The sequence below is a fragment of the Staphylococcus auricularis genome (assembly GCF_001500315.1).
GTDB classification, from domain to species: Bacteria; Bacillota; Bacilli; order Staphylococcales; family Staphylococcaceae; genus Staphylococcus; species Staphylococcus auricularis.
Map to the genome: position 1 here is coordinate 80,977 of NZ_LLER01000010.1, position 13,859 is coordinate 94,835.

General features: G+C 36.8%; 15 protein-coding genes. 14 read left to right on the top strand and 1 reads right to left on the bottom strand.

Annotated elements, in window-relative coordinates:
* Positions 1-134 precede the first annotated feature (134 nt).
* From APS80_RS06190 to APS80_RS06230, 9 genes are all read left to right on the top strand, one after another.
* Positions 135-548: a YwiB family protein gene (locus APS80_RS06190; RefSeq protein WP_059107410.1), complete on the top strand. Its 414-nt coding sequence runs from the start codon at positions 135-137 to the stop codon at positions 546-548.
* Positions 549-2,210: an arginine--tRNA ligase gene (gene argS, locus APS80_RS06195; RefSeq protein ID WP_059107411.1), complete on the top strand. Its 1,662-nt coding sequence runs from the start codon at positions 549-551 to the stop codon at positions 2,208-2,210. It abuts the gene before it with no gap.
* A 104-nt stretch (positions 2,211-2,314) separates the two neighbouring features.
* A complete protein-coding gene (locus tag APS80_RS06200) occupies positions 2,315-2,950 on the top strand; it encodes an endonuclease III domain-containing protein (RefSeq protein WP_059107412.1) in 636 nt (211 codons plus the stop codon).
* A gap of 94 nt (positions 2,951-3,044) precedes the next feature.
* Entirely contained in the window at positions 3,045-3,926 is an 882-nt protein-coding gene (locus APS80_RS06205; RefSeq protein ID WP_059107413.1) for an ABC transporter substrate-binding protein, read from the top strand.
* A gap of 156 nt (positions 3,927-4,082) precedes the next feature.
* Complete coding sequence (locus APS80_RS06210) at positions 4,083-5,030, top strand: FecCD family ABC transporter permease (protein WP_059107414.1); 948 nt, start codon at positions 4,083-4,085, stop codon at positions 5,028-5,030.
* Between the two features lie 38 nt (positions 5,031-5,068).
* A complete protein-coding gene (locus APS80_RS06215) occupies positions 5,069-5,770 on the top strand; it encodes an HAD family hydrolase (RefSeq protein ID WP_059107415.1) in 702 nt (233 codons plus the stop codon).
* Entirely contained in the window at positions 5,767-6,591 is an 825-nt protein-coding gene (locus tag APS80_RS06220; RefSeq protein WP_180991903.1) for an alpha/beta fold hydrolase, read from the top strand. The genes APS80_RS06215 and APS80_RS06220 overlap by 4 nt, the downstream gene beginning before the upstream one ends.
* A 174-nt stretch (positions 6,592-6,765) precedes the next feature.
* Complete coding sequence (locus APS80_RS06225) at positions 6,766-7,269, top strand: SA0570 family protein (RefSeq protein ID WP_059107417.1); 504 nt, start codon at positions 6,766-6,768, stop codon at positions 7,267-7,269.
* Positions 7,270-7,475: 206 nt separating this feature from the next.
* Positions 7,476-8,186, top strand: a complete 711-nt coding sequence (locus APS80_RS06230) for a hypothetical protein (protein WP_059107418.1) — start codon at positions 7,476-7,478, stop codon at positions 8,184-8,186.
* A gap of 157 nt (positions 8,187-8,343) precedes the next feature.
* Here APS80_RS06230 and sarA read toward each other — a convergent pair whose 3' ends face one another.
* Positions 8,344-8,721 carry a global transcriptional regulator SarA gene (gene sarA / locus APS80_RS06235; RefSeq protein ID WP_059107419.1) on the bottom strand — a complete coding sequence of 126 codons (378 nt, stop codon included), beginning with the start codon at positions 8,719-8,721 and terminating at the stop codon, positions 8,344-8,346.
* Between the two features lie 657 nt (positions 8,722-9,378).
* Here sarA and APS80_RS10740 point away from each other — a divergent pair.
* The 5 genes from APS80_RS10740 to gntK all read left to right on the top strand — a co-directional run bounded on the left by APS80_RS10740 (position 9,379) and on the right by gntK (position 13,734).
* Entirely contained in the window at positions 9,379-9,558 is a 180-nt protein-coding gene (locus APS80_RS10740) for a hypothetical protein (RefSeq protein WP_059107420.1), read from the top strand.
* 22 nt (positions 9,559-9,580) lie between these two features.
* The gene (locus APS80_RS06245) at positions 9,581-10,345 is read left to right on the top strand and encodes a bile acid:sodium symporter (protein ID WP_059107421.1); all 765 of its coding nucleotides are present in this window, start codon (positions 9,581-9,583) and stop codon (positions 10,343-10,345) included.
* A 176-nt stretch (positions 10,346-10,521) separates the two neighbouring features.
* The gene (locus tag APS80_RS06250; RefSeq protein ID WP_059107422.1) at positions 10,522-11,259 is read left to right on the top strand and encodes a MerR family transcriptional regulator; all 738 of its coding nucleotides are present in this window, start codon (positions 10,522-10,524) and stop codon (positions 11,257-11,259) included.
* Between the two features lie 200 nt (positions 11,260-11,459).
* Positions 11,460-12,137: a GntR family transcriptional regulator gene (locus APS80_RS06255; protein ID WP_059107423.1), complete on the top strand. Its 678-nt coding sequence runs from the start codon at positions 11,460-11,462 to the stop codon at positions 12,135-12,137.
* 43 nt (positions 12,138-12,180) lie between these two features.
* On the top strand, positions 12,181-13,734 hold the full coding sequence (gntK, locus tag APS80_RS06260; protein ID WP_059107424.1) for a gluconokinase: 1,554 nt from the start codon (positions 12,181-12,183) through the stop codon (positions 13,732-13,734).
* The last annotated feature ends 125 nt before the right edge of the window (positions 13,735-13,859 follow it).

Sequence of the window (13,859 nt, forward strand, 5' to 3'; positions counted from 1 at the left end):
CTTAAATATTTTAAATTAGGAGCTGAGATGAACGAGGCCGTTACAGACCTTAATCACTAGATACCTACTGTGATGCGTTAAAGAAATATGGTATAATAAAATGTATTATTTTAAAAGATAAGGGTGTATTTGACTTGGAAAATAATGTCCAGCTTCAAATTAAGCAAACGGTAAAGCAATTTGATGATAAACAGAAGTTTATGAACCGTACGGAAGGTGTATGGCAACAACGCGAGGCTGAATTCATTCGATATCAAGAACAAGTCGAAGAAGCACATGTGAATGTCACTGTGAAGATTGAATCAAGTGGAGTGAAAATTATCCGCAAAGGTGACATCAATATGAAATTACATTTTGTAGAAGGCGAAGATACGGTGACGTTATACGAATTAAGTGGTGCGAAGATTCCGTTGACCGTGCGCACACGTTCTATTAAACACTTTGTCGAAGCGGATGGCGGTAAACTGAAAGTCCACTATGATTTGTTACAAGCAGAGGAAAAGATGGGGACCTATCAATATGAAATAAATTATAAGGAGATTGAGTAGATGAATATAATAGATCAAGTCAAAGAAACGCTAGTTGAAGAAATTAAAGCGAGCATCCAACAAGCTCAATTGGCTGAAGATATTCCAGAAATTAAAATAGAGACTCCTAAAGATAGCAGTCATGGTGATTTTTCTACCAATATTGCGATGGTGCTTACTAAAATAGCGAAACGTAATCCGCGTGAAATTGCGCAAGCGATTGTAGACCACCTTGAGGCGTCTAAAGCACACGTGAAACAAGTGGATATTGCTGGACCAGGATTTATTAACTTTTATTTAGATAATAGTTACCTCACAGATATCATTCCAGAAGCGATAGAAAAAGGTGATCAATTCGGCCGTGTCGCTGAACGTAATGGTCAAAAAATCTTGCTTGAATACGTATCAGCGAACCCTACAGGTGATTTACATATCGGTCATGCGCGTAACGCTGCTGTTGGTGATACATTAGCAAATGTGCTCGATGCTGCAGGATATGATGTCACACGAGAATACTACGTCAACGATGCAGGGAACCAAATTACGAAACTTGCGCATTCTATTGAAGCACGTTACTTTGAAGCGCTCGGTGATAGTAGTCATCCAATGCCTGAAGATGGTTATCACGGTAAAGATATCATCGCCATTGGTAAAGACTTAGCCGAACGTCAACCAGAACTTCGCGAGTTACCGGATGAGGAACGTCTAAAAACATTTAGACAACTTGGCGTAGATTATGAAATGGAGAAATTGAAAAAAGATTTAGCCGACTTCAACACACATTTTGATAATTGGTTTAGTGAAACATCTCTCTATGAAAATGGTGATATTGATGCAGCACTGAACAAGATGAGAGACCATGGATATATCTACGAGGCGGACGGTGCAACATGGCTACGTACGACTGATTTTGACGACGATAAAGACCGTGTACTCATCAAAAAAGATGGTACTTATACGTATTTCTTACCAGATATTGCATACCATTATGACAAAATTCAACGCGGTAACGATATCTTAATCAATCTATTTGGTGCCGACCATCACGGTTATATTAATCGTATTAAAGCATCCGTTCAAACATTTGGTGTGGATAGTGATCGCCTTGAAATTCAAATCATGCAGCTCGTGCGTCTTATGAAAAACGGTGAAGAAGTGAAAATGAGTAAACGTACAGGTAACGCGATTACGTTACGCGAAATTATGGATGAAGTAGGTAGAGATGCTGCACGTTATTTCTTAACTATGCGTAGTGCGGACACACACTTCGACTTCGATCTTGAACTGGCTAAACAACAATCTCAAGATAACCCGTTATACTATGCACAATATGCACACGCACGTATCTGCTCTATTTTAAAACAAGCTGAAGAAAAAGGTGTCGCTTACGATAAAGACGCTGATTTCTCACTGATTCAAAATGATAAAGCCATCGAATTGTTGAAAAAAGTAGCTGAATTCGAACCGACGATTGAAAGTGCTGCAAAACACCGTGCACCACATCGCATCACGAATTACATTCAAGATTTAGCAGCGCATTTCCACAGATTCTACAACGCTGAAAAAGTCATCACTGATGATGAGGCTAAAACAAAAGCGCTCATTGGACTGATTGAAGCGGTTAGAATCACATTGCATAACGCATTAAATATGGTAGGGGTTACAGCTCCAGAATCTATGTAAATCATGAATTATAATTATAATGAGCAACGGTGCTAATCTAGCGATCGTTGCTCATTTTATATGGATAGAAATTCACTAAAAATATAATGAAAGGGAAGCAAACGATGTTATCGACTGAAGCATTATATCAAACCTTAAAACAACATATGGGGCCTCAAGGGTGGTGGCCTGCATCTACGAAAATAGAAGTGATATTAGGTGCTATTTTAGTTCAAAATACGAATTGGCGTAATGCCGAACTTGCACTGAACGCATTGAAAGATGAGACAGATTTAGATCCAGATGCGATATGTAAGTTAGATGAAGCACAATTACAGCAGTTAGTAAGATCGAGCGGTTTCTATAAGAATAAAGCGAAAAGTATCCATACCGTTTTAACATGGCTCCAGTCCTACCGTTATGACTATAAAGCAATATCTGAAGCATATGGTGAGTCACTCCGCAACGCGCTACTTCAATTGAGAGGCGTGGGTGATGAAACTGCGGATGTGTTACTTGTTTACATTTTCGATCGTGTTGAATTCATACCAGATAGTTACACGCGTCGCATTTTCGCTAAGCTCGGCTACCCGGACACTGAAAGCTATAAAAAATTTAAGAAATATATCACACTGCCAGAAGATTTCACTGCACAAGATGCCAATGAATTTCATGCATTGTTAGATAATTTTGGTAAAAATTATTTCAATGGAAATGACACAGAACGATATACATTTTTAGATCCATATTTTGAAAAATAAGGCGCACTTATAACCTGGGAAATACTTTAAGGAGATGGCGCAACAGGGGCGGTTTTTGGTATGATAAAGTAAATAACGTTAGAGGAGAAGATATATGAAACACAAAATTTTATATGTATTAATCGCATGTATCTTAGTACTTTCAGCATGTGGTGGTAATGATTCTAATGAACAATCAAAATCTGAGTCATCATCTTCGGATGCATCCTATCACCGTATTATTTCATTGATGCCAAGCAATACTGAAATTTTATACGAGTTAGGATTAAAGGATGACATCATCGGCGTTTCTACTGTAGATGACTATCCAAAAGACGTCAAAAATAAAGATCAATTTGATGCGATGGAATTAAATAAAGAGGCATTGCTTAAAGCGAAGCCGGATCTTATTTTAGCGCATGAATCGCAAAAATCGACAGCTGGTGAAACGTTGAAATCAGTTGAAGATAGTGGCGTGAAAGTCGTTTACATCAAAGATGCACAATCGATTGACGAAATGTATCAAACATTTAATCAAGTGGGAAAAGTAACGGGTAAAGAGAAAGAATCGAAAGCTTTAGTTGAGGAAACCAAATCAAATATTAATAAAGTGATTGATTCAGTTCCGGAAAATGATCAGGGACAATCGGTATTTATGGAAGTTTCATCAGAACCCGAAATCTACACATCAGGAAAAGGGACATTCTTCGATGATATGTTAAAACAACTCAAAGCTGAAAATAGTTTCAGCAATTTAGATAGTTGGCAAAAAGTTTCGAAAGAAGACATCATCCGTAAGGACCCGGATGTATTAGTTTCGACAAGTGGGATGTCGCAAAAAGAATACAAAGACGTCATCGATAAACGCGGTGGTTTTGATCAAATTAAAGCAGTCAAAAATGATCACATAGAAGCAGTGAATGGTGATCAAATCTCACGCCCAGGTCCACGTATTGATGATGGTCTAAAAGCATTGAGAGATGCCATCTATGATTGAGTGCAAGCTAATATAAATTAGCTTCATCCTCGTTAAATTTTATAGGGACGAAGCAAGAGACGAAACAAGGTTGGGACACACGTTTAGCACGTATACATAAACGAGAAAGGTCTCAACCTTGTATTTTTAGTTAATCAGGAGAAAGTGAGTAAAGGTATGAGAGTTAAAATCATTGGCCTATGGATCGTTGTGTTAAGTCTCATTGTGATTTTAAGTTTATTTTGGAATATTGGTGATATGAGTGAGCCGTTAAATCAATCCATTTTATATCAAGTACGCATACCTAAGGTAGCACTTGCTCTACTCGCTGGCATTGGATTGACGATAGCTGGACAATTATTTCAGACATTGCTAAACAATCCATTGGCTGATAGTTTCACTTTGGGACTCGCCAGTGGTGCAACATTTGGATCTGGTCTAGCGACGGTGCTCGGGTTGAGCTTTGTGTTGATACCATTAAGCTCTATCGCATTTAGTTTAATCACACTTGCCCTTGTCTTAATGCTCACCACGATGATGTCGAGAGGTTATCCAAGCAAGACATTAATCCTTGCGGGGATTATGATTGGTGCGCTATTCAACGCATTTTTATATGTGTTAATCGTGTTTAATCAAACACGCATGAACCGCATCGTTAACTACATGTTTGGTGGCTTTGAGGCCGCAGAATATAATAAAGTGATTTATATTGCCCTTGTTTTAAGTGGTTGTCTGTTGCTTTTAGCCTTGATGATACATAAAATTAAGATATTACAATTAGGTGATTTATCTGCACAAGCGTTAGGTCTCAATGTCAAACGTTTGAGCTATATCGTTTTAATTATTGCGTCTGTCATGACTGCAGTGATTGTAGGCTATGTGGGGATTATTGGCTTTATCGGTATGGTTGTGCCACAATTAATAAGAAGGTACTATCGTCAGAGTAAATTGGGCGAACAAATGATATTAAATGGGCTCATCGGTGGTTCTATCATGGTGCTAGCTGATTGGTTAGGCAGTACGGTGATTTATCCAATTCAAGTTCCAGCAAGTATTATTTTAGCCTTATTAGGCATCCCAGTATTGTTCTATATTATGGTGACACAATCAAAAACATATGATTAAAATCAACCTGATTCGGCTAAATAAGAAGAGGTAAGAAAATGGAATTATCACATATTAAAGCAATTGTATTTGATTTAGAAGGGACTTTGTTAGATCGGAAGAAATCGAGAGATAAATTTATCGAAGAACAGTTTGAACGATTTCACGATTATTTCATCCGTGTCCAATTAGCTGACTTCAAAAAGAAATTTATTGAATTAGATGATGACGAAGATCACGACAAACCTGAAATGTACAAAGCCATCATCAAGCATTTTCACGTAGATCGTTTGAGCTGGAAAGATTTATTTAACGATTTTGAAATGCACTTTTACCGTTATGTCTTTCCGTACTATGATACGTTATATACACTAGATCAGTTGAATGCGAATGACTATTTAACTGGAGTCATAGCGAATGGAAAGTCTAAGATCAAACAGTATCGCTTACATGCATTAGGCATTGAGCATATGATCAAATATCTCACTACTTCGGAAATGGTAGGCTTTAGAAAGCCACATCCCAAGATCTTTGAAGATATGTTAGATCAGTTGGGTACTGCGCCCGAGGAAACAATGTATGTGGGTGATGATGCACTTAATGATGTGGCACCTGCACGTGCGATGGGCATGGTCAGTGTCTGGCATAAGCACGAAGATGCAGAAGTTGCGCCATTAGCCAATGAAGTCGATTATACGATTTCGACATTAGAAGAATTAACACATATTTTACCTATGAGTGAGAAAGGAGAAACGCAATAGCTATGGAATTATTTAAGACACAAGACGGAACAGTATTGAATTACCAAACAATTGGTGAGGGCGATGCAATTGTCATGATTCATACGGCTTTAGAAAACTACACCGTATTTCATGAAATCGCACCAGTGTTTGCAGAATCTTATCAAGTTGTACTCATTGATTTAAGAGGTCATGGCTACTCTGATAGACCGCATAATATCTCTTTCAAAGATTATGCTTCTGATATCAAAGAGTTATTAGACCATCTCTATATTGATCGCTGTGCCTTATTAGGGCATGAAATGGGTGCCTCTATTGCGGTTGAATTTGCGGCGACTTATCCAGATATCGTAGATGCGATGACACTCGTAAACCCTACGACATTAGAAGATATGTCTACTTCTGAAAGACTCTATCGCAAATATGCATATAAAATTCGTAATTGGGCCATCGATGATCAATTGAAGTTCTTAAATAAAATGCTTTATTATTCTAAACGTAAAGCGAAAAAATTCCTTAAACATGTAGAAGAAACGAATACGATTGCTACACGTGCAGAATTACTCGCTGTGCGAAACTCATTTAACAACAATCACATTACGACTTATCTCGATAAAGTCGTTGCGCCTACGTTAATCATTGTGGGTGAACATGGAGAACGTACGACAGTATTAGAAGCAAAAGAACTCAATGACTACATGACGCATGCAGAGACGAAATTTGATGTCTTCAATGAGTCTGGATTATATCCATTTGCAGAAGAAAAAGATCACTTCAATAAAGTTGTGGGTGACTTTTTCCGCGAAACATATCAAACAGCTGAAAAAGCTAGTCAACATTAAAAATTGTAATAAAATATGTGTTGAGTAAAATGCCGTGGTTAAGGGGCTGAAAGAACGGCAGAGTAAACAGTCTTATAAAATATTGTAATCTTCTTGTAACATCACTGTTAATTTAGTAACAAATATAGTACAATGGGGTTAATCATTTGAAGCACGTAAAAGGAGAGAGTGTTTATGAAAAAAGTCGTTGCAGCAGTTTTAGTCACTGGACTTGCGTTTACAGGTTTAAGTGCCCCTAGTGCCATGGCGGCTTCTGGAAATACTATGCAAAGCGTCAAGCAACTTCAACAAGACGATGATACGCTAGAAGGTGTGACGTTAGGGCAATCTATTGAATCCGTGTTAAAAGGGCAAGATAAATCTGCTTATTCATTTAGACCAGATGGCAAAGAACATTACTATGAATTTGAAAAAGACAACGGTACATTATTAGTGACTGCCAATGGTAAGAAAGATCACGGTAAGGTGACACATATCTCAATGAGCTATAAATCAAATGGGCCTACGTATAAAGCGGTTAAAAAAGCAGTGAGTGATAATGCAGTTTACCGCGAACATTACAATAGCGTCAGTGGTAACTTTGGCTATATTGAAGATAACAATGTAAGCTATCAATTCGGCTCAGATTCACCTGATGATACACGTATTAAATTATATCGTATAGATATTGAAAAATAGTAGTTGAGAATCCACATCTCACTCAAGTCGGTAAGTATAAATTCATATACTTATCGGCTCTTTTCTTGATATGATAGAGAGGTATATAAGAATCATGTCATGAATGAAAGTAGAAAATAAGGTGAGTGCATAGATTGGAACTCATCTTAAGGTAATAGATGGTAAGCATGACCATAAGCACAGAAGGGAGTGAGCATATATAATCTATGAGAGCGAACGATAAAGTATTAATCGAAAATATTAATGATTATTTCACTCATAAAGGTTTATCACCTAACTTGATTGATGATATTAAAGTGAAATTGAAAAAAGATTTTACAAAATCTGAAGCAGAAGATAAAGATTATATCGAATATCGACGAAAATCTCCAGCAGAGATCATCCTTACAATTCAACGTAATCTCTTTTCACTTCAGTTAAATCCAATTCTATTTTTCATTTTAAACTTTATACTCATCTCATATCTCTATGATAAACAATATGTGCCATTCCAAGCAGCTTCTGGTTTAACGATCTTTTATTGCTTGGTTATCTTGCCAATTTCGATTCTGATTTATTACCGGATTAATAAAAAGAATTACTTGTACAGTAACAAGTTCGAAATGATCCTAGGATTATGTATTGCGGCAATGTCAATCATATTAGTAGTGATTCATGCATTGAATGTTAACTTTGACATCGTCATGGTAACCATGTACGCACACCAATTCGTATTTGTCGTAGGTATTATATTTAGTATTGGCGGTATTTATTTAAGAAAATTAGAGTTCACCGGTATTGGTTTATTATTATGCCAAAAAACGATTGATGCGATCATTACCGATTCAAATATTGCGCAAGTGGCTTCTATTGTAATTTGGATTTTATTACTCATCGTCATTATTTATTACACAATCCGAATATCTGCACGAAACTAGTTTTTCGTAGAAATTTTAATAGCCCTACATATCGCGAAAAATAGGTTTTATGAACTTCATATAGACACAAAAAGAACCACCTACTCATCGGCTGAGAATGAGTAGGTGGTTTTGACATGATATAATAATATAATATTAAGACTGGAAAAAAATAATGTTACCCAACTTCGCCTTGATCATTGGCTTGTTTGATACGTTGGTCTACGCGAGAAAGTAGTTCGTTGATTTTACTTCTTTGCGTATCGTTCACTAAAATGAGTACTGTTCTTTCATCGTGTTCGTTACGTTTTTTATCAAAATAATCTTCTTGAGATAAGTTTTTGACTGCTTTTACTACTTGAGGTTGTTTGTAGTTAAGATGATTGATAATATCTTTTAAGTAGTATGTTTCGCTTTCGTGTTCACTGATGTAAGTTAACACAGCAAATTCTTCAAAACTTACAGAAAATTCTTTTTTGATAATACCTTTCAACTGATCTGCGTAAGTTACCATTGCCAATAATTCAAAACAATCATTAATTTTGCTTATAGCCATCCTGATTCCTCCTAATATAATAGCCCTCAAAAGTGTATACAACTAGCGTATTGTATACATAGATGTCTTAATGAAATAACAGTTCAATAAATCTACCTCAAGATTGACCTAGATTATAATTACACTGTATATATTAAAACAACTTTTATTTAGTTTATTATAACTAAATAAAAAAAGCAAGTAAAAAATTTACTAAAAAGAAATACAGTATAAATAGTATCAATCTTATGATTTTAAATCTACGTATTTGCCCGTATAAAGACAGTACTGCTATATATAGTTTGAAAGATATGACCAACTACTTTTATTCTATCACTATTTGTTCGATTTTAATATTTAATAAATCGATTAAATATAGATTTTTTTCTAAAGAATCCCAAGAACTAATATTTATTAATTTTTTAAGCCGCTCATACATTATAATGACGGAAAAATAAGTTGTTAGAGGTAGCAAGTTTGTATAAGTATATATAAATATACAAAAATAAATTTTGTGTCTCATAACATTCATAGTCGTCATTGTAATCACTATTATCATAAATATTTTAAATAGGGTGATGAATCAACATTACAAAACATATTGTCGTTACGCTAAGGTGGATTTGAACGAAATGTGTTAAAGTCAAGATATATTGAATACACAAGGTGAGACAGGAAATGAATAATATAAAGGAAAAGATTGAAATATATCAAGCATACATCTATTTTGGAGCCGTCATCGTAGCGATGATTTTTGGTTTACTTTTGCCTGACATCGCAAAACATTTTTCTTCTTTTACCATGGGTTTATTATTTTTACTCATGTTAGTCATGTTTTTACAACTTCCCTTTTTTTAAGTTAAAAGATCAGTTGAATCATATGTCGTTTATCGGTGCATTATTGGTAAGTCAGTTTATCGTAATCCCTTTATTTGTATTTGCGCTCATTCATGTCTTACATATCAACGATTTGCCCATTTTAATTGGTTTGTATCTCGTCCTCTTATGTCCATGTATAGATTATGTCATTGTTTTTACGCACTTAGGTAAAGGGAATGCGACAATGATGTTGATGAGTACACCTTTATTATTCATCTTACAAATGGTGTTATTACCGCTTTATTTTATGATGTTCTTGCCAACAGATGCGATGCGAGTCATCGATTTCTATCCTTTTATACATACGTTTGTGCTTATTATTTTAGTGACTGTCATTCTAGCCGTAGTATTGCAGTTTTTAGGTCGGCGATCTCACCAAGTGAATTCACTCGTCGGACATTCAGATTGGTTTCCAGTTCCTTTAATGGCTTTGATATTATTTACGATCATCAGTGCCCACATACATTATATCGCTCAACATTTACACATCGTTGCGATCGTTGTGCTGGTGTATTTGATATTTGTCATTATCGTTCCGTTTATAGCCAATCTCATCGGCCGTCTGTTTAGATTAGCGCCAGTGATGCGACGGACGCTCATCTTTAGCAGTAGTACACGAAATGCATTAGTTGTGTTGCCTTTAGCATTCGCATTGCCAGGAGAATGGCGCATCATTGCGAGTACCGTCATTGTGACTCAAATTTGTGTAGAACTGATTGCTGAACTTGTTTATATTAAAGTCATACCCAAATTACTCTATAAATAAGTGCGTTTCACTAAATATTTAAATAAATTTAAAAAGGATACGTTCAAATGGTACCATCCTCGTTATGAAAGGTTAGACACACCGCAGTCTTCTCTAAATAATTTTTAAAAAATTTGGTAGAACGCGTTGCATGTGACGTAACGTGATACTTTATCGTAAACGACGAGGTGATGAAAATGAGTACATATACGACGGGTGAATTAGCTAAATTATGTGGCGTCAGTGTGCGTACCGTTCAATATTATGATCAAAAAGGATTGATTCATTCAACGCAGAAGGGCGAGTCGAAACACAGATCTTTTAACGATACAGCGCGCAAGCAACTTGAACAAATTCTCGTGTTGAAGTCACTTTCTTTTTCACTAAAAGATATTCAAGTTATTTTAACAGAGGAGGACGACACGGATATTTTAAAATCAACATTGAAACGACAGCGACAAGAAATTGAGTCAACGGTAAGCGAACAACAAAATAAGTTGGCGCGTATCAAATGGATGGAAGGTACTATATCGAATGAACCCCAATATGCTTTAAAGGCTCTACCACAATTACATCATTTCTCACAAACCCGTGGAAAATTGAAACATGTTTACCAAAAAGTGGGTTATATCTTAATTGTAATAGGCTTAGTCGAATGCGCAGGGTTGATTGCAAGTCTCTTTTTTAAAAAGTGGTGGGTGATGGTTCTAGTTATTCTTGCATTAATTCCTGTTGCATATTTGCTGACACGGTACATTTATAAACGTGTCGCTTACATCTGTCCTAAAACGAATCAGGTTTTCAAACCATCATTTTGGGCTTATACAATAGCGTCGCATACACCTAGAACGAGAAAATTAAAGTCTCCCTTTACTCATGAGAAGACATATTGTTTAGAAGTTTATGATGATACAACTGAAGATAACAAGCATTAAGAAGTGTGAGGCAGTGTTTTCCTAAAATGGAAATGCTGTCTCACATTTTTTATGGTCCGAAGTGATAAGGGGTTCCAGGAAATGTAAGCGCTTGCTTTAAATTGGTTTTCGGTTTAGAATACTTGTATACAAGTTGAACAACATATTTTAACCAACTTTAACAAGGCTGGTAATTGAAATAAGAGTGAGGAGGCTCCTCGATGGATTTAAATTATCCCGAGCAATGGTTAGCGCAAGCATCGAAAGGGGAAGGGGTTGCTGCAGATTTAAGGTTAAAAATCGTTGCGGGCTTAATTGGATCAGGTGAAAATCTGACTGAAAACCAAATTGCTGAACGTTATAATGTCAGTCGTTCTCCAGTGCGGGATGCATTTAAATTACTGCAACAAGATAAGCTTGTACGACTTGAAAGAATGGGCGCAACAGTGTTGTCATTTAACGACAAGGAAAAGAAAGAATTCTATGATTTACGTATTATGTTAGAGTCTTTCGCATTTACGAGATTGCAACAAGTCGACCGTAAAGCAGTGGTAAGTGAGATGCAAAAGCAGTTAGCGATGATGAAAGTAGCCGTTCAGTTTGACGATGCAGAAACATTTACAGAACACGACATTCGCTTTCACGAAGCATTAATTATCGCTTCAGACCATACGTACTTAATGATTTTCTGGAATTATTTAAAACCAATCATGGAAGCACTCGTATTAATTTCAATGCGCAAACGGATGGAACAACAACCACAAGATTTTGAACGTATTCATAATAATCACCAAGCATACATTACAGCAGTTGCAGAAAATGATGCATCACAGTTAAAACAAGCATTCCATCGTAACTTCGATGATGTGGGACAAGATGTAGAACGATTTTGGTTATAAAGTTAAAAGGAAAGCACAGTAAGTTATAGGAGGTAGATCGAAGATGAAATATATGATTGGCGTAGATATCGGTACAACGAGTACGAAAGCCGTGTTATACGACAATAAGGGACAATATGTAACGAAGCATAGTATTGAGTACCCACTTCACACGCCAAATGTAGATGTATCAGAAGAGAACCCTGACGAAATTTTTGATGCGGTATTGATGACAGTCAAACATGTCATTCGTGCACAGTCGCTACACCCCGAAGATATTAAGTTCATCGCATTCAGTGCACAAATGCATAGTTTAATCGTATTAGATAGCAATCATAATCGTTTAACAGAAAGTATCACATGGGCAGATAATCGCGCAAGTCAATATGCACAAAAAATCAATGATGAACATGACGGGCAAGCGATTTATGCGCGTACAGGGACTCCGATTCACCCGATGACTCCATTATCAAAGATCTTTTGGTTAAAACATGAACAACCCGATACTTACGCACAAGCTGCAACGTATACAGATATAAAATCTTATATTTTAGCACAGTTGTTTGAACGACAAATGATGGATTATTCTATGGCATCTGCGACAGGACTCTTTAATTTGGAACAACTTGATTGGGATAAAGATGTGCTTCATTTATTAGGTATCACAAAGGAACAGCTACCTGAACTTGTACCGACGACCCATGTTTTAACAGGTATGAAACATCGCTATGCCGCTTTAATGGGTGTTGATGTGAATACACCGATCGTGATTGGTGCAAGTGATGGTGTGTTGGCAAACTTAGGTGTTAATGCGTTTCATCAAGGGGAAGTCGCAGTGACTATCGGCACATCTGGTGCAATACGGACAGTAATCGATGAACCTCGTACGGATAAGAAAGGCCGTATCTTTTGTTATATCTTAACAGAAGATCATTATGTCATCGGTGGACCTGTCAATAATGGTGGCGTGATTTTACGCTGGTTGAGAGATGAAATACTAGCGAGCGAAGTTGAAACTGCCAGTCGACTAGGTGTAGATCCATATGACGTGCTCACACAGATCGCTAAACGTGTTGCGCCAGGCTCTGATGGTTTAATCTTTTTGCCTTATTTTTCTGGAGAGCGTGCCCCGTTATGGAACCCAGATGCACGAGGAACTTATTTTGGACTCACGTTAGCGCATAAAAAAGAACATATGATTCGTGCAGCGTTAGAAGGTGTGCTTTACAACTTATATACAGTTTATCTCGCATTAGTGGAAGTGATGGATGAAGTACCATCTGAAATTAAAGCGACAGGTGGGTTTGCGAAAAGTGAAATGTGGCGTCAGATGATGGCAGATATTTTTGATACGCAATTAACCGTACCAGAGAGCTATGAAAGCTCATGTTTAGGCGCTTGTATCCTCGGTATGAAAGCGCTCGGTGATATTGAAGATTTCTCTGTCGTAGAAGACATGGTAGGGAGTACGTACCAGCATCAACCTGATCCTGAAATGGTCGATCGTTACCAACAACTCGTGACCATCTTCATTAATCTCAGTCGTTCTCTGAGTGATCCATTTTCACAAATCACAGCGTTTCAGCGCGAGCACATGAATGATGATGCATCACATTAATCGTTAGTTATTTCTATCATCGAGATGACCTTATCACCATCTTTGTGAATCGCATCTCGAGCGCACATGGAATGTTGAAACTGTCACAGTGAATGAGCGATACCAATATACATGACGATGTTTTT

Excerpts from the sequence above, each read along its gene's own strand:
- argS (WP_059107411.1), top strand. The coding sequence starts at position 549 with ATGAATATAATAGATCAAGTCAAAGAAACGCTAGTTGAAGAAATTAAA.
- APS80_RS06200 (WP_059107412.1), top strand. The coding sequence starts at position 2,315 with ATGTTATCGACTGAAGCATTATATCAAACCTTAAAACAACATATGGGG.
- APS80_RS06205 (WP_059107413.1), top strand. The coding sequence starts at position 3,045 with ATGAAACACAAAATTTTATATGTATTAATCGCATGTATCTTAGTACTT.
- APS80_RS06210 (WP_059107414.1), top strand. The coding sequence starts at position 4,083 with ATGAGAGTTAAAATCATTGGCCTATGGATCGTTGTGTTAAGTCTCATT.
- APS80_RS06215 (WP_059107415.1), top strand. The coding sequence starts at position 5,069 with ATGGAATTATCACATATTAAAGCAATTGTATTTGATTTAGAAGGGACT.
- APS80_RS06225 (WP_059107417.1), top strand. The coding sequence starts at position 6,766 with ATGAAAAAAGTCGTTGCAGCAGTTTTAGTCACTGGACTTGCGTTTACA.
- APS80_RS06230 (WP_059107418.1), top strand. The coding sequence starts at position 7,476 with ATGAGAGCGAACGATAAAGTATTAATCGAAAATATTAATGATTATTTC.
- sarA (WP_059107419.1), bottom strand. The coding sequence starts at position 8,721 with ATGGCTATAAGCAAAATTAATGATTGTTTTGAATTATTGGCAATGGTA.
- APS80_RS10740 (WP_059107420.1), top strand. The coding sequence starts at position 9,379 with ATGAATAATATAAAGGAAAAGATTGAAATATATCAAGCATACATCTAT.
- APS80_RS06245 (WP_059107421.1), top strand. The coding sequence starts at position 9,581 with ATGTCGTTTATCGGTGCATTATTGGTAAGTCAGTTTATCGTAATCCCT.
- APS80_RS06250 (WP_059107422.1), top strand. The coding sequence starts at position 10,522 with ATGAGTACATATACGACGGGTGAATTAGCTAAATTATGTGGCGTCAGT.
- APS80_RS06255 (WP_059107423.1), top strand. The coding sequence starts at position 11,460 with ATGGATTTAAATTATCCCGAGCAATGGTTAGCGCAAGCATCGAAAGGG.
- gntK (WP_059107424.1), top strand. The coding sequence starts at position 12,181 with ATGAAATATATGATTGGCGTAGATATCGGTACAACGAGTACGAAAGCC.